Source organism: Acetobacter okinawensis (assembly GCF_002153655.1).
Taxonomy (GTDB): Bacteria; Pseudomonadota; Alphaproteobacteria; order Acetobacterales; family Acetobacteraceae; genus Acetobacter; species Acetobacter okinawensis_A.
The window spans coordinates 165,087-186,824 of the sequence record NZ_JOPJ01000009.1 but is presented as its reverse complement, the minus strand read 5'-3'; the positions used below and the strand labels follow the sequence as shown (position 1 = coordinate 186,824).

The following is a 21,738-nucleotide window of genomic DNA, read 5'->3' as shown; positions in this document are numbered from 1 at the left end:
CGAGGACGGGTTTTATGGGCAAGGTTACGCGCAAGAGGTATGCGGCGGAGTTCAAGTCACGGGTTGCCCTGGAGGCGATCCGTGGGGAACTGACGCTGGCGGAACTGGCTTCGAAACATGGGGTGCATCAGACGATGATCGCACAGTGGAAACGGCAGGCGATCGAGGGGATGGCGGCGACCTTTTCCGGGAAGACGGTGGCTGAGCCGCCGGTCAGCCCAGCTGATGTGGAGAAACTGCACGCGAAGATAGGCGAACTTCTCGTGGAACGGGATTTTTTACGCGATGCCTCTGCTCGGTTGGGCGTGATCAGAGGCGGCAGATGATTGACCCGAAGAGAGCATGCCTGCCGATAATCCGGCAATGCACGCTACTGCAACTCAACCGGTCGGGCGTCTACTATCGGCCTGTGCCACAGAGCGAAGTCAATCTGGAGCTGATGCGGCTGATTGACGCCCAGTTCCTGGAAACGCCGTATTATGGCTCACGGCAGATGACATGGCATCTGCGCCGCCAGGGACATGAAGTGGGCCGCAAGCGGGTCCGGCGGCTCATGGCGATCATGGGCCTGCGGGCGATCTACCAGAAGCCGCGCACGACCGTGCCCCATCCGGAGCATCGGAAATATCCATATCTGCTGCGGGATCTGGTCATCAATCGGCCTGACCAGGTCTGGTGTTCCGATATCACATATATTCCCATGAAACGGGGATTTCTCTATCTCGTGGCGATCATGGACTGGTTCACGCGCAAGGTCCTGTCCTGGCGTCTGTCGAACACGATGGACGTGGAGTTCTGTATCGAGGCGCTACAGGATGCCCTCATGCGCTATGGCGCCCCGGACATTTTCAATACTGACCAGGGGTCGCAATTTACGACACCCCGTTTCACCGGAATACTGGAAGAGCGTCAGATCCGCATCAGCATGGATGGGCGCGGTCGCTGGCTGGACAACGTGTTTATCGAGCGTCTGTGGCGGTCGCTGAAATACGAATGCGTCTATTTGCACGCGTTCGAAACCGGATCGGAGCTACGGGCCGGGCTTGGTAGATGGATCGCCCATTATAACGAAAGGCGTCCGCATACGGCGCTGGCTGGACGTACGCCCGATGAGGCGTATCATAACGTGCCGACGCCATCTGGTCCGGGGTTAACCCCGGACCAGATGGCCAACAGCAACGCCGTCAGAAGGGCGGCATAACAACAACCGGGTATAGCTTATCAAGCCCGCAAAACTGTCCGAACGGACGGGACCACCTCAGACATCCCTTTTGCTACGTCATTATGGGTTGACTGTTCCGGTCATATCTTATGATGAAGTAGCACCTGAGTTTTCTGTCAAATTATATGGAACATTGTCCGAAAATATCATGACTGCAGCAACAGCTGCACCACACTCCCACTGAACCCATAACTCACAAAATTGATATACTGTGAAATTTATATGAGAACTTCAAAATATTTTTCTGTTCTTTTCTTTCCTGCAATCTGCCTGACAGGTTGTACACAAACGCCTGCGCCTGCTACGAACAACACATCCAGTCAAATGATGGAAGCAGCACAAAACCCCGATGCCTTGGCGCGTATTGGACAAGCAGCTTTGCAAACGGGGGATAACAATACAGCCATAACATTCTACAGCCGTGCCGTGGCCCTAAGTCCACATAGAATTGACCTACAGCTTGGTTACGCAGAGGCCTTAACAGCGAGTGGCAAGATCAATGACGCTCTTGGCATCATGCGCCCCCTCACCACCCAATACCCCAATAACAATCATTTAGCACTAGTAACTGCACGACTTTTAATCAAGGCCGGTCACCCGCGTGAGGCCATTAACCTCCTCCAAAATGCCCACACGCAGGCACCAACGAATGTACCAACCCTTGTTGCTCTCGGTATTGCCTTGGACACTCTAGGCGATCAACAGGCAGCGCAGGGTTATTACCAACAAGCCCTTGCCTTAAAACCTGACGATGTTGCTGCACGCACGGATATGGCCCTATCACTTGCATTATCAGGGTCCTATTCACAAGCCCTCAGTATTTTAAGGCCATTACGCAGCGAACTGGCCGGAACGGACCAGGCGGCACATCAAAGTGCTGTAGAAAACGCGCTGGCGTTAATCTATGGATTAATGGGCGACCATACGACAGCCAACACAATCCTACGCCACCACCTCTCATCACAGCAAGCACAGGAAAATCTGTCTTTCTATAACGTAGTACGCCAAACTGGACACAATCCGCCACCCCTTTAATTATGGAGAAAGACTTGTTGTTGACTGCGTATCTGTTGTTGTACCTCCACCAGCACCCATAGTATTGGCATTTGACAGGCCATTATTAAGTTTATCTGCTGGCAAAGCGGGCTCTGCACCAGTATTCAGACGGTGCACAGCCAAAGCCGCACGAGCTGCGGGCGAAGGATGGAACGATGGTGAACTGTATAGATCTCGCGGATCTGCTAGCATTTGTGCCAGATTATTGTTCTGCACACAGCTTCCAACATTTTCTAGGCTGGGCGAAACATTGCCCAACCACCCTGCTTTTATCACTTTAGAGCAGTTAGGCACTGCCACATCAACACTGCTGATGACAAGGCGCGGAGGCATCGCCTCAACATTTCCCGCCGAAGATGTTACGTGCACACGATCAGGGTCCAAACCCGCCGCAACCAGACGAGGAAAAATCTGCTCAGTCAAATCGGGCGCCAGACCAATAAGATACGCACCAGCCTCTCTATGCCCCCCTAAATCTGCCACGGCTTGCTGCACGGCAGAAAAATTAAAGCTGCCATCATACCCTAAAGGTATTGTCAGTTGCTTCGCGTGTAATCCTACAGGAAGTGTTTTAGGACGATCCGACTGCGTGGTCTCACATCCGCACAGCGCAAGAAGCACGAATAACGTAATTTTTTTCACTCGAATATAAACCCCGTGCCATTAAGATGTGGCATTTGCTCCAGATCAGTCTGATCAGCTAAGCGGCCATAAAAAAACCGCTCCAGTTCATTCGGCTGATGAAGGTGCCTGAGTGGATCATCTGGTTTGTGCAAAGAATCAACAGGCTTTACCAGATACGGCGTAATAATAATAACAAGCTCAGTCTGATCACGCTGAAACCGCGATGAACGAAATAACTGACCAAGAATAGGAATATCTCCTAAAATAGGAAATTTCTGCACATTGTTGTCGGCATCATTTCGTAGCAAGCCGGCAATAGCAAAACTTTCTCCACTTGCCAGCTCTACTTCAGTTTCTGCTTGTCTGGTTGTCAGAGCCGGAACGGACAAATTGTTTAATTGATAACTTCCATTGCCTGACAGGGCACTAACAGTCGGCCGCACCTTAAGATGAATAAGGCCAGCCCCTAGTACAGTAGGCGTAAATGCGAGGCTAACCCCATATTGCATGTATTGAATGGACGTGACACCCAAAGCTTGCGGCACAGGAATAGGGAACTGTCCACCCGCCAGAAAAGTTGCCGTAACGCCACTCATCGCCGTCAAATTAGGTTCTGCCAGCAAAGTCACCAAATGCTCATTTGCCATCGCATCCAAAACAGTCTGCGCATTAATATGACCTGAGCTGGCACTGCCAAAAAGTGAAGAAGCCGTGTTTTCTGCAATTGCTGTTGATTCCAGACCAAATGCAAAACTTCCTGCTTTTATAACAGTAGACCAGTTAAAACCAATCTGCTGGGCAACGCTACGGGAGACCTCAGCAATTCTAATACGCAAATTCACTTGCTGCGGATGCGTAACACCCATCTGGTTAGCCAGAGCATGGTCTTTGCCCTCTACGCCCCGTGCAATTGTTTCCAGTTGTTCTGCCTGCTCTGGATTGGCCACACTGCCGGTAATAACTGATCCATTCGGAGAAGTTTGCAGCACGGCACCCTGTGCCTGCGTTTGTGCCCGAGATGTAAAAACCGTTTGATCAGTCTCTACCCGAATGGTCCAGGATGCAACAGAATCTCCATTGTCATCCAGTGCATATAATGTTGTCGTACCAGCCTTTTTACCCAAAATGAATATTTTATTATCAGATGGAATCTGCACATCAGCTATTTGAGGGTCAGCTACAAATACACTTGCTGCGGGGTGCTCCAGACTCAGCATATGTCCGCCCCCCATATTAAGCTTAACCTCGGATTTTCCGGAAGTATGAGCAAATTTCTCGGAATTTTCCTGAATCTGTAATTGGCTTTGCTGCCCTTGAGAGTAACGTGGGTCACGCGCATGCGCCTGCCCGGACATGAGCATTGCACACAGGCTTGTCATGCCTACATAGGATTTATACCGACTAACTTTAACAGAAAATCTTCTGGCCGGTTCACTCAACACACTTTTTTCCCCAACACATCCGTAGATACGGCAACTATACAAAATATTCATTCCAGAGTTTTTAAAATCCCTGATTTCATACAACGCACAGAAGGAGATTTTGGCATAAATACCAAAACCTCCTTTTGTTAAAAATGTCCAATTATTTAATTAGACACCCAAATGATCAAGAATCAGCTTTTTTTGTTGTGTCGTTTTTTCCTGTAATGCCGTAATCATCTAGGTTGGAAAGTTGGTTAAAATAATTGTGCTGTTCCTTTTTCTTTTTCTCTGCCTGAATAATAAGCTCAACAAGCCCGACAATAAAACCAACACCAGCTGCAACACCTGATGCAATACCAGCCACAGTACCAGCCACACCAGCTGCAATACCTGAGATCAACCCGGCTGAATCGGCGGCAGATACAGCCCCGTCTACCCCACCAGCAATCCCACTAATTGTGTCAAGACTCCCGGTGGTCAATGTCAAACCACCATCGACCTTATCACCATTCTTTAAGTCTTTAACGCCGCTGATCAAGCTCAGCACACCTGCTTCAATACCAGCAGCAGCTCCTAGCTCTTTGCCACCAAATTCCACCCATTTTAACGCATCTTTTGTGGCCTTTGAAGCGCGATCCCCCATAATTTTCTTCATCATTTTAGCAGCGCCTTCAGTGGCAGTACCTGCCGTCTGCCCTGCAGAAGCGCTCAACGATGCTTTAGCTGATGCCCCCCCAGACCCCGCAACCACTGACACAATAGACGCAGCCAAAGCGCCCGCACTCATACCTGCACTAGTCAAATGCAAGGCACCACTAGAGTAGAGGTCGGAACCACTGGGCAAAGTCGATTTGGGGGCACTACTGTCACCACCTGCGCTATCACCTCCTCCTTCGGTTGAACTAGCACCGCCAGAAGTAGTCTCGGGAGTTACCGGGGCACCAGCACTATTAGAAGCAGTCTCAGGCGCATTGGCACCATCGGGACTGGTGTCAGGGGTTTCTGGGGCATTAGCATTACCACTAGCCTCAGGAGTTTCTGGAGCGTTGGGGCTGCCAGAGCTCGTATCGGACGCAGCCGGATTATTATCTCCTGCAGATGCAGCAGTTGCACGCGCGTCATCAATTTTTTTAAGAGAGTCTTTAACCTTATAACCCTGCCTTACTAAATCGAGAGCTTTCTTTATTTCTTTGACAACATTACTTGCGGTTGTCGCATTGAAAGCCTCAGGATTCTGGCTTTGAACATTAGAAACATAAGCTTCTATTTTTGAATCACTTATATTCCCATTGCTGTCACAAAACGTAGTGAGAACCCCCCACAGATCCTCTTGATCACTTTCGGCACTTTGCGTTGCTGTATTAATATTATTTTCTATCTGCCCCGCGTACTGCTGGGTATAATCATTTCCGAGCACGGATGAAAATGCAGCATTGTCGTTTTTATAATTACTCAGAACCTCAGGTATTTCCGACTCACTGGAAACAGACTGCAGCGCTGTTGTTAAGCTGTTACCATTCAATATTTCGGTGCTATAAGCCTGTTTAATCTGGTCTGCATCTCCACTTTTATCCAAAATTGAAGTCAGATTTGTTGCGTTATCACCCGTCTTACCCAAAAGGCCATCTACTGTTGTCGCTTGGCTAACAAAATTCTGCAAACCCGCACCAACACTGACACCTTCACCTTTGCTATTTTGAGAATTAATAGCGCTATCAAGACTGGAGCCAGTAAGTTCTGTGTTATTATAATATTGCGTGATTGCAGATTTGAGCGTCGGGTCACTATCCGCAATGCTTTGCAATCCATCTGTTTGTGCAGTTTTTTGAAAACTCTGCACGTCTGGATCCGCACTTAACTGCCGTATCTTACTTTGCAAGTCTGACAGCTCATCGCTATAATTTGAGTCAAGCCCCTTTGATTTTGCCATTTTCCCAGACCAAAGGCCCTGAGACTTACCTTGGGTCATGACACTTTCATCTGTTTCAAGCTGATTGAGAACTGCTGCTTTTGTTGCACCACTATAATTTTGTGGATTTTCAAAGACATCAGATCCAATCGACTTAGAATCAATTGTGGGCAGAGACTGTTTGATAGCATTTTGACTGAGATAACTTAAAAAGCTTGCATCGCTTGTTGGCGCGTCCGTTTTAATCCATTTTTCCAGATTTCCACGGCCAGCGGCACCATCAGCCCCAGTGCCCCCAGGGCCGTTCCCCGCAACATCCAGACCTGAGAAAACAGCATTCTGCCCCATAATATTGGCAGCCTGATTCAATGCACTCCCCAGCCCCGTATCAGCCGCAACGGCAGACAGGTTATCCTGATGGAGGCCCAGATTATCTTGCCGTTGATCAGATGCACCAGATTGCATCTGGCTCCCTGCTCCCGCAATAAGGGTCTGGTTTGCCATGACCAATGCCGCCTGCCGGACCAGCGTCAGTGACATGCTTCCTGCGTTTGGATTCTTTTTTTCGTAAGATGCTAAAGATGATAAAGCTGTTTTAAGATCTGATTTAGATTTTTTTACAAAATCTTTCACTTGGGACAGAGTAATTATTCCATTGGATTTTTTATCTTTTGCACCAGTATTTTCCAAAGCACTGATCATGGACGGGCTGCGCGAAATGACTTTCAGTGTTTTCTGCGCATCTGGCGGCAATGAGCTCCAAGTTGATGGGTCATTAAAATTAATATTGGCATCATGTAAGCCCCACTTTTGCCAATTATCAGCCAATAGCTGGACCGCACCGTACTCCCGCCCCAATGTCTTGGACTGGTCATCTGACCCCGAAGAGTCATTTGTCAGTTTACTCCAGTCGCCATATTGGTCAGCATATTTAGAATCATCTACATAATTATTTGCCGCCTGATCACTGACGATAGCGGATGAATTTGCATTATCATCAGAACCCTGACGACTGGAATCAGACTGATCGGATGTCGTTTTATTGACTGCGCTATTAAATGCAGAGGACAGATCCCCAGTATCACTTTGCGATGTATTACCTGCAGATTGTGCACTTTTAACAGAACTGGCCTGCATAACGCGATCCTAACGCTATCTGGGTTTTATAATTCATTGCAAGATAAACAGAAACCGAGCCCCGTGAGGCATTAAGATTTTATGATTTCTGTAACCGGCAATAATGCAAGCCAACCTGCCATGCACAGCATCCATAAATTATTTTAATAGAATAACTTATTATCTATCAAAATTTTAATTCCTTTAATTTTCATCTTTAACAAAAACATCATGCGGATAATCTATAAAATGATTTGGAATTCCGCTTAAATCTGTCAAACTCACACTAATACTTGCCGTTTCCCCCACAACATGGTGCCACCAGCCAATTGGAATATACAACATATCCCCTGCCTCTACCGTCACTTCTATTCCCTGAGCTTTTTCAAACAATGGATGGTTAACTGTATCAGGTGCAATAGGATTAACCGGACTATAAACAACCCGATGATTGTACATATAAGGCACCTCGATCGCAGGATACATCCTGAAGGTCTTTCGCCCATATATCTGGCAGAATAAAATATGATTCAAATCCTGATGCATGCTTGTAACAACCCCGGCAGGACCCACCCATAAAAATATAGATTTACGGACTGGATCAGGGTTTAAATAACCATCCCCAATATTACCGATTTCTTCACGAATAAAACGAAATTCAGGCCTGTCTAATATGAAATTCACCGCAGTCAGATAGACATCGTTCCCCACAGAATTTTCCAACCGAGACATAAACTGCCCACACTCCATAACCTGACCATGAAGTGGGTTATTCTCATCATAATTTGGATCGGAATCCCGCCCTGCCTGAACCTGTATTAACGTATTAGAGCCGATTTTTTGCTCCAATACTTCTGGAGTCCAGCGTCGTGCAGACCAGTGATCAAATGCACCTGAAAACAAACCAGGACGATTTTGCGATAGATAATACTCTATAAAATCTTCATAAGAAGGCAGCGCGCAGCGAGAAATTTTTTTACTGTTTTTTTCTAAATTTTTATAATAATCGAGGGTTTTTAATAAAGAATTTCTTCTCTCTAAATGCTCTGCAATAGACTGCGCGACAGAAAAATAAGGGCTGGAAACAGCGTTGTGTATTTCCGTATCAATAATATGCTCATTATACCCTCGCTCCAATAAATATCCTTTTATTTGATGAGCGCTACATTTACGGATCAGATTTTCTGCAATCCATGCCTTCATATGATTGGGAAATTCCATATGCATTGTAATTTAAGGTTCCCTAACTGCAAACACACAAAAATGCTAAATTTGATCGCACTTATAACAACGATTACAATTTTAGAGTTCTATAATAATCCTAAATACAATAATTATTTATTATATTTTTAATAAATATTCTCTACGTCACACCAACGATATTTTACAAAAGTATGAAATTTATTACCATATTGCGCGCTTTAATTGACATACTCTTTGCAGCCATGTCACCAATTCAGTTGTGACATTATATTTCATCTCCATGTTTTTTCTTAATTTTGGAGTCTTACCAGCATGACAACCAACGCCATCTCTCCCGGTACAGTTGCCGGTATTTCTAATGACATTTCTAATCATGCTGAATCTTTTCAGCAAGCATTAGGTAGCAGCACAACAACGCACCCCAGCCTCAGTGGTGCTCACGTCATTACTGCTGTTATCGGTAATCACGGCGGTGTCGCACCCAAGCTCTCCGAACCCTCATTACACACACCTCACCCTTCGGTTATCACGGCAGTAACTCCGCATAACACGACCAGCACAACGCTGCCCTCTCTCTCTGAGCCGGCACTGGGTTCAAACCCCGTTTCTGTGATCACCGCAGTAACCCCTCACAACACAACCAGCACAATACTACCCACCCTCTCTGAACCGACATTAAATACGGGCCTCATTTCTGTTATCACTGCAGTCACGCAAGAAAATCATATTAAAAATTCTGAAGTTTAATCAAACACTTAAAAAATAATACTTCATTATAGGGTGGGATATAAATACCACCCTATAATGACTATATATTGAAAGAGCCGCATAAACACAGTTTCGTCAACGATCTTCATAATTGGTGAAGATAAATTGTACAGACCGAAGACGCAGTTACCCTACCAGATTTTCTGGATGCGCAGCATCAATCCCCTACCACATCACGCACGTGCGGCTGGTTTTGGTTAGTTTGCTATGGCCATCTGATGATAATACGTGAGCGGGCATAATCGGCAACACACAACAGATTGGCCTGACGTGGTTCACGGACCCGCACCCCGCCGAGCCTGCTGCATCCATCATACGTGCAGCCGCTCTCCTGAGCAGCCAAGCTTACCACGTCTCTCTCCAAAAACTGCGAAAGGCTTGGTTAGTCCGAGCACCTCACCTACCCATATACGTATCGATTAGATTTTACTTTAAAACCTCTACCTTTGTGGAGGGTACCCCCGACACTGGAATAGTCCATTCTGCTTTTAACGCATCATGCTCTTTTTTATTAATCCAATCTAATCCCAGCATGTCATCAAGCATCCACGTGACGTTTTCTGTCTCACCGGAACTGCGCGCATAATAAGTCTTTTCGGCTATTTTATCGCCACTTAAAGTTCTGAATGTTGCTTCTTGCGGTAAGTTCAGACCTTTTTTTTCTAGTGATCTAGACAGATCATGCGCAATAGCACGTCTGTTTTCCGGCGCATGTAGCGGTATCATTGCATCCTCCAAAGCCCTGACAAGGGCATGGCATGTATGCTGGTTACCATACACTGTCTCTGGAACAACGAGCTGTTTTTCAATATGGTGTGGCATCACTGTTTCCGACCCTCCAGCCAGGAATGCAAGGCCGCGCAAGCACGCCTCTGTTCCCCATGGAGGCCCTACACAGCCACCATCCACTGCGCCTTCAATTAAAGCCTGTATAATATCTGGCGGCGGCATCACCTGAATTTCTACATCGTGCTCCATATTAACACCTATGGATAACAGGAACCTCTTGAGAATCAAAAAATGTGTTGAATACATATGAACAACTGAAAGTTTAGGACGCCGACCAATTGTGGCGCGCCATTTTTCAAAAACCTCCCGTCCCTCCTCCCCCGCTGGCCATAAACCCGTGAACGGGTTGTTACCGCGCAATATGACGGTGTTCCCACCATAGCTCAGTGTTTTCAGCGGTTTTAAAGCGGACATATGACCACGCCGCCCCAAAGACGTCATCATCGCCAAGGGTGCAAACATAATTGCGGCATCCAATGTCTTCCACACCAGACCATCTGCAATATTGGCCCATGAGGGAGAAACCACCAGTTCAGTCTCAAGGCCATATTGTGCAAAGAAGCCCGTATTATGGGCAATCATAACGGGCGCACTATCAGAAAGGCGCAGCAACCCAATACGAAAAGGTCTGGTCATGGTGAATCGCTTTTCTGCTGAGCGGCAAGGTACTGCATGGCAATAGTCACAATGCGTTGGGATGTTTGCATCGCCCGCCCCCTGAACCAGCGATAGGCCTGCATTTCATTTGTTTTTTCATTTTTCATGAAAAGCTTTTTCGCCTGATCTATAATTTTCCGCTCTTCAATTTCCTGTTGTGCGGCATTTAGTTCTGCCCGTGTGCGCTGGAAACGTGCATACAGGGCAATGGCCGCACGCAACAACGGTTTGACATCATCGGGCGGAGCATCCAAAACATTATAGGAACATACCCCCGTATCAAACGCAGTTTCCATAAGATTGACGTCATCTTCATCAACAAAAAGGGCAATAGGTCTTTCCAGCGCTGGGGCGGACAGCGCACGCACACTGTCCAGCGCATCCCGATCAGCCCGCGCCATATCCACCAGCACAACATCGGGGTAATACTGGTGCACGGCATCAATCAGACTCATGCCCACGGGTACGGACTGAACATGCAGGGAAGAATCGGCCCGCAGCGTATCAGACAACGCCTTTGCCCGTCTTGGATTTGCATCCGCGACCAGAACATTAATAGGTGCGCGTGCGGAAGGTGCGAAAGGTTTATCCATTAATAAATATCTCGCAGATAACGCCCACCTCTGGTCAGTTCGGCCACATAATCATCAGCCTGACTTGCAGGCATACCCCCATGCCGCGCAACAATCCGACGTAATGCGGCATCCACATCGCGCGCCATACGCGCTGCATCTCCACAAATATAAAGGAAAGCTCCAGCCCGCAACCAGTTCCAGAGCTCTTCTCCCGCCTCTTCCATACGGTCCTGCACATAGATCCGCTTGGGCTGGTCACGCGAGAACGCCGTATCCAGCCGTGTCAGGCAGCCGTTTTGCACAAAACGGGTCAATTCCGTCTGGTAGTAAAAATTCTCCTGCGCGTGCTGTTCGCCAAAAAACAGCCAGTTCCGCCCGGTTGCCCCGCAGGCTTCGCGCTCCTGTAAAAAACCACGGAACGGGGCAACCCCTGTGCCCGGCCCGATCATAATAACATCCGCCCCGTTATCGGCAGGCAAACGGAAGTGGGTGGTTGGTTGCACAAAAACCGGCACATCCGCGCCAACTGGCAACCCAGCAAGCCAGTTGGTGCAGACCCCCGGCCAAGGGTCGTTGTTAATGCCAATAGTCAACTCCACCACCCGCCCCGATACCAGAGGCGAGGATGCCGTAGAATAAAGCCGGGGCTGCATTCTGCGAAACAGGGACGGCACGTCCTGTGCTGTAACTGCAAGCCTTGCCGCCGATAACAATTCTGGCATGTACCCACCCTCAGTTCTGCCCAATGCATGCAGCATTGCAGGGTTGGGGCGTGTCAGGTCAAAGTGGCGCAACAAAGCATCATATAACCCCACAGTGCCCGCCCCTTTGAGCGTGACAGGTGTATCGTCTGGCAAACTCAGGGCAGCCAGAGCAATTTTGACCACCTCTGCCGCGTTGCATGGCCAGATACCCAGCGCGTCACCTGCTCTCCAGTCCAGAATATTTTTGCCCAGATCCAGACCAATGCGGCGCGTATCCTTACTGGCAGCGCCCTGACACAAGCGCTCATTCATTACAAGGCGGGCAATAGCGGGAGCATCCCTTGTGCCTACTTTGGGGGCGGGTGGCGCAGTGATTACCTCGCCCTCGACTGGCAATGCGGACGGGGTAGAGGCTTTGCCCAGCACACTCAGCAACTGACCACGCCAGACTTCTACCGTATCCTCAAAATCAGGCTCACAATCCATACGCGGCATTATTCTATGCGCGCCAAGCTCCTGTAAGCGCTCATCAAGCGCGCGCCCAAAACCGCAGAAGCTGGCGTAGGAGGAATCCCCCAAAGCCAGAACGGCACAGGACAGAGCATTCAAAGCATCTTTGCGGGCGCGCAGAATATCCCAAAACGATGTGGCACAGTCTGGCGGGTCTCCATCCCCAAAAGTGGAGACAACAAAAATCGCTTTACCCCGATCAAGGTCCGCATCTTTACAACTGTCCAAGCAGGCAAGTTCCGCCGTATATCCTGCCTCACGCAGCCATGATGCAACCGTGGCGGCCAGCGCCTCCGCACGACCCGTCTGTGATGCCCACCAGACCCTGATGGCCTGCCGTTCCACAAGGGCTGCCTGCGGCACAGGCTGAATCGCTCCTTCCCCCACACGGCTGTACAACCCTGCCAACAGACCGCTCACATAACTCCGTGCATCCGTTGGCAAGGGTGCATTAGCTGGCACATCTGGCACCATACCGGGTTGCGGCGGCACCATACGCACCCCTTCCAGAAAGCCTTTCAGCCATATTCTGCCCTGTTCAGGTAAATCGGGCTGAAGAGCAGGATCATCCAGAGCAAAATGGCGCATCAGGGTATCAAGCGGCATAGGGGTGCTTCCTTCTTCCTGACCGATAGGGAGCGGGGAGGATACAGCGGGCGCAACCCGCTCCAACCTAACGGCGCAAAGTTTGAATCCGGGCTGGAGAGAGAGCGGGTCCACGTCATCCGCAGTCACCGCGTTTACGGCCATGTCTGGGCCAAAACGGTCGTTCCAGTGGAATGGTGCAAAACATTGCCCTGCCTGCACACGATCGCTAACCTGCACGGGCAGAACCAGATGCCCACGCCGGGAGGTGACCTTAACCCGATCACCGGCCTGTAACCCAAGGGACTGGGCATCTAGCACAGATACTTCCACAAACGGGCCGGGGTTCAGGCGATTGAGGCTGGCAACACGGCCCGTTTTGGTCAGGGTATGCCACTGGTGTTGCAATCGGCCACTGTTGAGCACAAAGGGGAACTGGTCATCTGGCCATTCCTGTGGGCGCATCCACGGCCGTGCATAAAAAACCGCACGCCCATCCGGGGTAGGAAAAACCGGCAACACCTGCCCCGCAGGCACATAGCGCACCGGGTGGCGGGCCTGCACATCGCCCACAGGCGCAGGCCACTGCACCGGGCCCAGACGCAGGCGTGCATGGGTCACACCAGCACAATCATAACCGGTTTTGGGGTTTGTAAACCCACTGGCCTCGGCAAACACATCGGCAGCGGAGGCAAAGGAAAAACCCTCTTCAAACCCCATTGCACAGGCAACACGGGCTATCAGCTCCCAATCGGCCAGCGCCTCCCCCGGTGGGGCAATCGCCTTTTGTGCCAGCGTCATGGTCCGGTCGGAGTTGACCTGCACACCGTCCGCTTCCGCCCATAAGGCGGCGGGGAGCACTGTATCAGCAAATTTTGCGGTTTCACTGTCGGCAAAAGCATCCTGCACAACCACGTAATCCGCTTTTTCCAAAGCCCGAATGACATGCGCACGATTGGCGACCGTTGCCACAGGGTTGGTGCAGATAATCCAGCAGGCTTTGATCTTCCCTTCTTCCATGGCCCCGAACATGGCAATTGCACCATTGCCCCCCACGTCACGCAAAGTGCCGGGGGGGAGGCGCCACTGAGCCTCTACAAACGCACGATCTTCAGCAACCAGCGCGCTGCGCTGGCCGGGCAAACCGGGCCCCATGTAGCCCATTTCGCGCCCGCCCATGGCATTGGGCTGCCCGGTAAGAGAAAACGGACCGCAACCAGGTTTGCAAAGGGTGCCGGTCGCAAGGTGCAGGTTACACAACGCATTTGTGTTCCACGTCCCCGCGACGCTCTGGTTCAGCCCCATGGTCCAAAGGCTCATCCACTCTCCGGCCTGTGCAATCCAGTGTGCGGCTGTCAGAATATCCGCCACGGGCAGGCCCGTTATCTGCGCAACATTGTGGGGTGTATACTCAGCAAGAAAAGCAGGCATAACCTCCCATTCACGCGTTACCTGTGCAATAAATTCTTTATCTATGGCGTTATTTTCAACGAGAATATGTAAAATGCCATTCAGCAGAGCAAGGTCTGCTCCCGGTCGTATGGGAAGGTAAAGATCAGCTTTTTCTGCTGTAGCTGTTCTGCGCGGATCCACAACAATCAGCTTTGCGCCCGAGCGCTTGCGGTCCATCAGGCGCAGGAACAGGATAGGGTGACAATCGGCCATATTGGAGCCGATAACAAAAAACAGATTGGTACAGTCAATATCCTCATAACTGCCCGGTGGTGCATCTGCCCCGAGCGAGAGCTTGTAGCCTGTCCCGGCCGCTGCCATGCACAGGCGGGAGTTGGATTCTATATACTGGCTTCTGATATATCCTTTTGCCAGTTTGTTAATAAGATACTGCGCCTCCAGAGACATTTGACCAGAGACATAAAAAGAAATGGCATCTGGTCCATCCGTATCCAGAATCTCACGTAATCTTTTCGCTGTTGCTGCAATCGCCTGATCAACTGGAACCGGCATTGCCTCGGCTGTACGGAGCGGGCGCAGCATTGCCATTTTTAAACGCTCCTGTGCATAGAGCGGTTTATCACACGAACTTCCCTTGGTGCACAGGCGACCGGCATTGGCAGGGTGCGCTGTATCCCCGCGCACCCTGCCAATTTTTCCATCCCTAACGTCCAGAATAATACCGCACCCTACGCCACAGTATGGGCAGACAGAACGGAATTCGGATTCAGGCATTGTCACGTCAGGCAGTTGTCAATTCTGGTACGCCCTGATCGACCCGTACCCTGATTTGCACCTTGCCCTCAACCAGTCGTGCATCCCATGTGCGCAGCCTCACCGCAGCATCCTCCAGACACTGCCCATCTTCCAGACGGAAATGCTGCTTATACAGCGGAGACGCCACAACACGCTGCCCCTTGATCTCCCCTATGAGTCCACGACCAATAATGTTGGCATGCGAAAACGGGTCATGGTTATCCAGCGCGTACACACATGCAGGTTCATCCTGCGTCTGTGGCACATAGAACAGAGCGACCTGATTGCCCTCACACCATGCAACCACACCAGATTTTTCTACAAGGTCAGTCTGCGCACATAGCTCCGTCCACGCCTTTGGACCTACAGAAGTGCCTTCCTCTGGCAGGTTGGCCGCAGGCTTGACCTGATCACGCTCAGCCTCGGTACGAATATTGGGGTCTGGGCGTGCATCGTTTACAAATGTGCGGAACCGCTTGAGTTTATCTTTATCGCTCAGCGCATCACGCCATTCGCAATGGTAGCGGTCCACCACCAGTTGCATCTGGCGTTCCAGTTCCTCTGCAATGCCAAGACTGTCGTTGATGATAACATCTTTAAGATAATCCAGCCCCCCTTCAAGATTCTCACGCCAGACAGAAGTCCGCTGGAGCCTGTCGGCTGTGCGGATATAAAACATAAGAAAACGATCTATATATTTTATCAGTGTTTGAGAATCTATGTCCGTTGCAAACAGTTCTGCATGGCGCGGCCGCATGCCACCATTGCCACAGACATAGAGGTTCCAGCCATTTTCTGTTGCAATAACCCCCACATCCTTGCTCTGAGCTTCAGCACATTCCCGCGTGCAGCCGGAGACTGCAAACTTGAGTTTATGGGGAGAGCGCAATCCCTTGTACCGGTTTTCCAGATCAAGAGCTTTGCCAACACTATCCTGCACACCGTAGCGGCACCATGTGCTGCCTACGCATGACTTTACGGTTCGGGTGGATTTGCCATAGGCCTGCCCTGTCTCAAACCCCGCATCAAGCAGTTCACCCCATATTTCCGGTAATTGGTGAAGTTGTGCGCCAAACAGGTCAATCCTCTGCCCACCCGTAATTTTGGTGTACAGATCATATTTTTTGGCTACCTGACCAAGAACAATCAGCTTGTCTGGTGTAATTTCTCCCCCGGCAATGCGCGGCACAACCGAATAGGTGCCGTTCTTTTGCATATTGGCCATGAACGTATCGTTTGTGTCCTGCAAAGGAATGTACAGCGGGTCCGTTATGGGTTTGTTCCATGCAGAGGCCAGAATGGAGCCAACAGCAGGTTTGCAGATGTCACACCCCAGACCGCCATTGCCGTACTGCTGCATCAGCTCTTCAAATGTTTGAATACCATGCACCCTGACGAGCGAATACAGCTCCTGCCGGGTGTGGGAAAAATGCTCGCACAGGCTACGATCAACCGTAATGCCCCTGCCTTCCAGCTCTGTTTCAAAAACACTTTTCAAAAGAGCTGCGCACCCTCCACACCCCGTGCTGGCTTTTGTGGTCTGCTTAAGCTGTGCAAGGTCTGTACACCCGGCATCTATGGTCGCGCAGATCGCGCCTTTGGTCACATTATGGCACGAGCAGACCATGGCCGTATCGGGCAGGGCATCGGCCCCTAGCAGTTCTGCCCCTTCTCCACGTGGCAGAATCAGCACCGCCGGATCAGCCGGGGGTTTAATGGCATTCTGCACATACTGGAGAATGGTATCGTAATAGGAATTATCGCCCACAAGCACGGCACCGAGCACCTGCGTACCATCACCCGACAGCACAAGGCGTCGGTAAGTGCCATCTGCCTCACCAATAAAGCGGTAACTTCTGCTTCCCGGCGTGGTGCCATAGGCATCTCCAATAGAGCCAACATCCACACCCTGCAATTTCAGCTTGGTGGACATATCCGCGCCAGTAAACGCTGCCTCCTCGCCTGCCAGAATGGTCGCAACCGTACGTGCCATGGCGTAACCCGGAGCAACCAGACCAAAAACCTGCCCCTGCCAGGATGCACATTCCCCAATGGCAAAAATAGCCGGGTCTGACGTGCGGCAGCTCTGGTCAATCACAATGCCTCCACGCGCAGCCACCTCCAGCCCGCAGTCGCGGCCCAGTTGATCCTGCGGGCGAATACCGGCGGAGAACACCACCATATCCGTCTCAAGAGTTGTGTCGTCCGCAAAAATCAGACGGTGTCGGCACTTCTGCCCGGGCACAATCTGTTTTGTCGCATGAGATGTGCGCACATCAATGCCCAGCGCCTCAATCCGACATTTCAGGGCATCTCCGCCCTCCTTATCCAACTGAGCGGACATCAGATGTCCCCCAAGCTGGATAACACTGGTGTGCAGGCCTAGTATGCGCAGGGCATTGGCTGCCTCCAGCCCCAGCAACCCTCCCCCTATAACCGTGCCATGCCGCGCCCCTTGTGCAGCTGCGCGTATAAGGTCCAAATCCTCCAGATTACGGTAGACAAGCCCTGCCGTGCCGGTATTGCCCGGAACGGGAGGCACAAAAGGCAGGGAGCCAGTGGCCATAATCAGGGTTGTGTAGGGCAAGGTACCTTCTGTGCTCTGCACCACACGCGCTTGACGGTCGATCCCGGTTACACGCACACCCCGATGCAACGTAATACCATGCGCTGCATGAAAATCCTCCGCGTGCAGGCGTAGGGCCAACGCGTCCTGCCCGGTCATGTAATCAGTCAGGTGCACACGGTCATATGCATCGTGCAACTCCTCACCAAATACATGGATAGCATAATGCTCATGCAGACCATGCATGACCAATTGTTCGGCACAATAGTGCCCCACCATGCCATTGCCGATGATAACAAGAGTGCCGGTAGTGGCCATGGTTAGTAACTCCTCGCGATTTGGGGGTAGAGGGGGGCAAAGCATGCGCATGACCAGATACGTACGTGCCGGACAGGCTGTAACACCAGATCAGGAAAGACCCTGTACAGAACAGCATAATCCGCATTATGGAAAACAGGATAAGAAAAACGCTGCACCATTTTGTAACGGTTCCTGCATTTGCATGACCTGCAAATGCGCCCTGTTCAGGCCAAGGAGCCATCGTTGGCCCCTGAATCACGCGCCGTTAGCCTGTTACCGCCGCCGTTGACGGTAACTTTGATAGGATGCTTTTCAATAGTTCCTTACACGAAATAAAATCAATAGGGAACCAGATATCGTAATTATGTCTGACATCCCCTCTCGTTCGCACCAGATAGAGATATCATCGGTCAGAATTTGAACTCCATTGTCTGCATGTAAAACATGCCACTTTTTGCACCGGCCTCATGCATGCCATGAGACGCTGCAAAACCGGCAAAATCGTGTGTCCACGTCCAGTGTGGCGCAAAACTCCACGCAATCTGTGTCTGGGGAGAAACGCCAACAAAACCCCCGTGCAGATTATCACGCCATGCATAGGTTTTGCCTGTGCCATACACAGCATCCTGCGTGCTTTCCCGCCAGAAGGCAGGCACGTGAAGCCTCAGGCGCAGATTGGGGCGGGGTGCTGCCGTAAGCAGGGGACCAACTCCAACAAGGTTCTGCGATGTCAGGGCAAGTGTCACGTCATTATAATAAGGGAGTGCAACATAAGGCGTTGCAAAAGTCCCCACCGCGCCATTCTGATTATGATAATTCCCGCCAGAAAACACATCTGCCTGAATACCAAAAGAAGGTTTTCCCGGAAGGTTTTTTGCGTTCCAGCTTATACTGCCGTTAACGGCAAATGCGCGGACAGGACGGTTCTGTGCTGTTTTTTGTGCAGGGCGGAACTCCCCGCCCTGAAAAACCCCGGTCAGACTGACATCAAACGAACCGGCATTCCCCCACACACGCCCCCCTATATTGTCCCGGCGGGTTGAACCCGCCTGCGTTTTGCCCGCCTGAGCCAGAGGAAGAGCCGCATTGGCCCCGTTAAACAGATAGCCAATAAAAAAAACATCCGCAAAAATCTGGCTTTTTTGTCCCATAAAAGAAAAAGACGGCAAAGCGGTCGATGTATAAGCCCCATACATGCGGGCATTGTAACTGGTACCGTCTGCAAAAACATCAATCGGCTGTTTATTGGTCTGCATAAAATCAAACAGATCAACACGAAAGGATTTCCACACAGCATAGCCGCGCACACCGTCCCATGTCTGCTGCACGTTTGGCAGGTCCCGCGCAGATTGCATGGAAACGGGGGCATCCACAAACACCTGCCGCCCACCAATGACCCCCATTCTGGCCCCCAGCAACTGCCCTTTTACTTCCAGAATACCCTGTTGCAGGTCCAGCCTTTGACGCTGTGTACCCGCCTGATACCCGTAGTAATTGGAGCCTCCGGCCACACCCCATAAAAACTCCGCATAGGCCCGCACATGCTCCCCCAGATGCAGGTCTGCACCATACATGTTACGCAACAGCACCCGGTTGGCATTGGTCTTGCCCGCTGTACCCATTGTCGGCTGATTTTCAAACACATAACGCAAGCGCTCCTCCCCATTAAGGGAGAGCCAGATGCTGCCTGTAGTATTCAGGCGTATATATTTAAGGCGGTTGAACCAGTCCTTGTTCCTTTTTTCAGGCGGAACACTGGCAAGATCACTCCAGTCCTCCGCCCAGCGGGCCTGCCCAAAGCCTGCCACCGTTCCAAAACCGCTTGCAGCCTGCTTACCGGCGTTAAATACCCCCCAATCCTGCGTGTGGGGAGGACGTTCGGCAACTCTGGCCGGTTTGGGCGTATTGTTTTTCTCCACCGCCATAATAGTCTGGCCTGCGGTCTGGGGCGCGGCAGAAGTTGAAGAACTGACCATCTGGGCCAAAGCTGGGGGCATACCCACAACACCCAGCAGCGCAACCGCAGGAGCCAGAATGGGCAAGCTATGAAAAAGAGCGCATCTGGGGCGCACGTGGATCTTGTTCAAGGTCACGTGTTATCATCCGTGTCTGAAAAAAGTCAGGAAATGGCGGAAAAACTGGCTGGATCAGCCCCTTGCACACTGGCTGATTTTTTCCAGCTTTTGCGGCAGAGGGAAACACAGACAAGCGCCAGCAGGGCAATCGCAGCAAAAACCATGAAGCCGAGATTATAAGAGCCGGTAGCCTGCCGCGCGGCCCCCAGAGAGGATGCAAGGTAAAAACCGCCGACCCCACCACTCATGCCAACCAGACCAGTCAATATGCCGACCTGTTGCGGAAAGCGTGTTGGCACAAGCTGAAAAACAGCACCATTGCCCAGCCCCAGCACAAGCATGCCAATAAAAAATGCAGGAAATGCCAGCCAGATTGTCGGAAGTCCAAGACCAATCAGGCCAAAAATAACTGTTGCAGCGCCATAAAGCATAAACAGCGCCCGCTCCCCGCCAATGCGGTCCGCAAATGCCCCACCCAGAGGGCGGATAAAAGACCCCGCAAATACAACCAGCGCAGTGCAACTCCCTGCAATTGCGGGAGAAAGTCCGTACTGGTCATTAAAATAAATGGTTAAAAATGAAGCCAGCCCTACAAAACCACCAAAGGTGACCCCGTAGAAGAACATGAGTGCCCAGCAATCAGCTTTTTTTAACACAGGCAACCATGCCACCAGACCGGCACCCGGGCGGCGGGGTGGTTCTTTGGCAAGATAGATAAAGGCGCACAGCACCAGAACAAGCGGCACGGTTGCCAGTCCGAACACGTTAGTCCAGCCATAAAGGGCAGCAAGTCCCGGTGCAAAAAGAGAAGCAAGAGCCGTACCCGAATTACCCGCTCCGGCAATGCCCAGCGCCGTGCCCTGATACTGTGGAGGATACCAGCCAGACGCCAAGGGCAAAGCCACCGCAAAAGATGCCCCAGCAACACCCAGAACAAAAGCGACAGGAAAAAGGCCGGCATATGTGTGCGGTGCCAAAACCCACGTTGCCCCAAGACCCGCAATAACAAAGGCCTGCATGCCAATGGCAACACGGCGCGGGCCATAGTGGTCAACCAGCGCACCGGCCACAACCCGCAGCAATGCACCAGCCAGCACGGGCATGGCCACCAGCAGGCCTTTTTGTCCAGAGTTCAGGTGCAGGTCATGTGATATGGCTATACCCAGTGGTCCAAGCAGAACCCAGACCATGAATGACACATCAAAATAAAGAAAAGCGGCAAGAAGAGTGCGGGGATTACCTGCTTTGAGAAAACCCTTATCCATCACCAATACCTAGTGCCGGACTGTACAGTCAGACACGCCCACCACAGGCAAGAAGACCGTCATTGGACTTCAATCGTAGATATTTATTATGACCCTATGGACCGAATGCCAGCGTTGACACCTCCCAGATCTGAGCCAAGGATGGCGGCATATTATTCCGATGTCAAAATGTTTTTCAGTGC

Annotated in this window: 13 protein-coding genes; 3 read left to right on the top strand and 10 right to left on the bottom strand. The window is 50.9% G+C overall.

Annotation, left to right across the window (positions count from 1 at the left end; translation table 11 throughout):
* The first annotated feature begins 14 nt into the window (after nt 1–14).
* Together HK26_RS06500 and HK26_RS06495 are read left to right on the top strand one after the other, a co-directional pair.
* Nucleotides 15–1,201 (top strand): IS3 family transposase gene (locus HK26_RS06500; RefSeq protein WP_143296299.1). Its coding sequence is split into 2 segments (ribosomal slippage): nt 15–273 and nt 273–1,201, totalling 1,188 coding nucleotides; the frame shifts between segments, so codons are not numbered across the junction.
* A 243-nt stretch (nt 1,202–1,444) separates the two neighbouring features.
* Nucleotides 1,445–2,257: a tetratricopeptide repeat protein gene (locus HK26_RS06495; RefSeq protein ID WP_086639022.1), complete on the top strand. Its 813-nt coding sequence runs from the start codon at nt 1,445–1,447 to the stop codon at nt 2,255–2,257.
* Here HK26_RS06495 and HK26_RS13205 read toward each other — a convergent pair whose 3' ends face one another.
* The 4 genes from HK26_RS13205 to HK26_RS06480 form a co-directional block, all read right to left on the bottom strand.
* Complete coding sequence (locus tag HK26_RS13205) at nt 2,258–2,920, bottom strand: CpaD family pilus assembly lipoprotein (protein WP_180539376.1); 663 nt, start codon at nt 2,918–2,920, stop codon at nt 2,258–2,260.
* A complete protein-coding gene (locus HK26_RS06490; protein WP_180539374.1) occupies nt 2,917–4,341 on the bottom strand; it encodes a type II and III secretion system protein family protein in 1,425 nt (474 codons plus the stop codon). The genes HK26_RS13205 and HK26_RS06490 overlap by 4 nt, the downstream gene beginning before the upstream one ends.
* A gap of 169 nt (nt 4,342–4,510) precedes the next feature.
* Nucleotides 4,511–7,372, bottom strand: coding sequence for a type III effector HrpK domain-containing protein (locus tag HK26_RS06485; protein ID WP_086639020.1), 2,862 nt, complete (start codon nt 7,370–7,372; stop codon nt 4,511–4,513).
* Between the two features lie 183 nt (nt 7,373–7,555).
* Entirely contained in the window at nt 7,556–8,554 is a 999-nt protein-coding gene (locus HK26_RS06480; protein WP_180539372.1) for a cupin-like domain-containing protein, read from the bottom strand.
* Nucleotides 8,555–8,866: 312 nt separating this feature from the next.
* On the opposite strand from HK26_RS06480, the gene HK26_RS13200 reads away from it, so the two are divergent.
* Nucleotides 8,867–9,301 (top strand): hypothetical protein, encoded by a 435-nt coding sequence (locus HK26_RS13200; protein WP_143296297.1) that lies wholly within the window; start codon nt 8,867–8,869, stop codon nt 9,299–9,301.
* Nucleotides 9,302–9,748: 447 nt separating this feature from the next.
* Here the strand turns inward: HK26_RS13200 and HK26_RS06475 are convergent, their stop codons facing one another.
* The 6 genes from HK26_RS06475 to HK26_RS06450 form a co-directional block, all read right to left on the bottom strand.
* The gene (locus tag HK26_RS06475) at nt 9,749–10,747 is read right to left on the bottom strand and encodes an ABC transporter substrate-binding protein (RefSeq protein ID WP_086639018.1); all 999 of its coding nucleotides are present in this window, start codon (nt 10,745–10,747) and stop codon (nt 9,749–9,751) included.
* The gene (locus tag HK26_RS06470; RefSeq protein ID WP_086639017.1) at nt 10,744–11,361 is read right to left on the bottom strand and encodes an ANTAR domain-containing response regulator; all 618 of its coding nucleotides are present in this window, start codon (nt 11,359–11,361) and stop codon (nt 10,744–10,746) included. Before HK26_RS06470 ends, HK26_RS06475 begins: the two co-directional genes overlap by 4 nt.
* Nucleotides 11,361–15,329 (bottom strand): bifunctional nitrate reductase/sulfite reductase flavoprotein subunit alpha, encoded by a 3,969-nt coding sequence (locus HK26_RS06465; protein ID WP_086639016.1) that lies wholly within the window; start codon nt 15,327–15,329, stop codon nt 11,361–11,363. The genes HK26_RS06470 and HK26_RS06465 overlap by 1 nt, the downstream gene beginning before the upstream one ends.
* 7 nt (nt 15,330–15,336) lie before the next feature.
* Nucleotides 15,337–18,234 (bottom strand): nitrite reductase large subunit NirB, encoded by a 2,898-nt coding sequence (gene nirB, locus HK26_RS06460; protein WP_086639015.1) that lies wholly within the window; start codon nt 18,232–18,234, stop codon nt 15,337–15,339.
* 392 nt (nt 18,235–18,626) lie between these two features.
* Complete coding sequence (locus tag HK26_RS06455) at nt 18,627–20,213, bottom strand: alginate export family protein (RefSeq protein WP_086639067.1); 1,587 nt, start codon at nt 20,211–20,213, stop codon at nt 18,627–18,629.
* A gap of 122 nt (nt 20,214–20,335) precedes the next feature.
* The gene (locus HK26_RS06450; RefSeq protein ID WP_086639014.1) at nt 20,336–21,556 is read right to left on the bottom strand and encodes a nitrate/nitrite transporter; all 1,221 of its coding nucleotides are present in this window, start codon (nt 21,554–21,556) and stop codon (nt 20,336–20,338) included.
* Nucleotides 21,557–21,738 lie beyond the last annotated feature (182 nt).

Excerpts from the sequence above, each read along its gene's own strand:
- HK26_RS06495 (WP_086639022.1), top strand. The coding sequence starts at position 1,445 with ATGAGAACTTCAAAATATTTTTCTGTTCTTTTCTTTCCTGCAATCTGC.
- HK26_RS06485 (WP_086639020.1), bottom strand. The coding sequence starts at position 7,372 with ATGCAGGCCAGTTCTGTTAAAAGTGCACAATCTGCAGGTAATACATCG.
- HK26_RS06480 (WP_180539372.1), bottom strand. The coding sequence starts at position 8,554 with ATGAAGGCATGGATTGCAGAAAATCTGATCCGTAAATGTAGCGCTCAT.
- HK26_RS13200 (WP_143296297.1), top strand. The coding sequence starts at position 8,867 with ATGACAACCAACGCCATCTCTCCCGGTACAGTTGCCGGTATTTCTAAT.
- HK26_RS06475 (WP_086639018.1), bottom strand. The coding sequence starts at position 10,747 with ATGACCAGACCTTTTCGTATTGGGTTGCTGCGCCTTTCTGATAGTGCG.
- HK26_RS06470 (WP_086639017.1), bottom strand. The coding sequence starts at position 11,361 with ATGGATAAACCTTTCGCACCTTCCGCACGCGCACCTATTAATGTTCTG.
- HK26_RS06465 (WP_086639016.1), bottom strand. The coding sequence starts at position 15,329 with ATGCCTGAATCCGAATTCCGTTCTGTCTGCCCATACTGTGGCGTAGGG.
- nirB (WP_086639015.1), bottom strand. The coding sequence starts at position 18,234 with ATGGCCACTACCGGCACTCTTGTTATCATCGGCAATGGCATGGTGGGG.
- HK26_RS06455 (WP_086639067.1), bottom strand. The coding sequence starts at position 20,213 with ATGCCCCCAGCTTTGGCCCAGATGGTCAGTTCTTCAACTTCTGCCGCG.
- HK26_RS06450 (WP_086639014.1), bottom strand. The coding sequence starts at position 21,556 with ATGGATAAGGGTTTTCTCAAAGCAGGTAATCCCCGCACTCTTCTTGCC.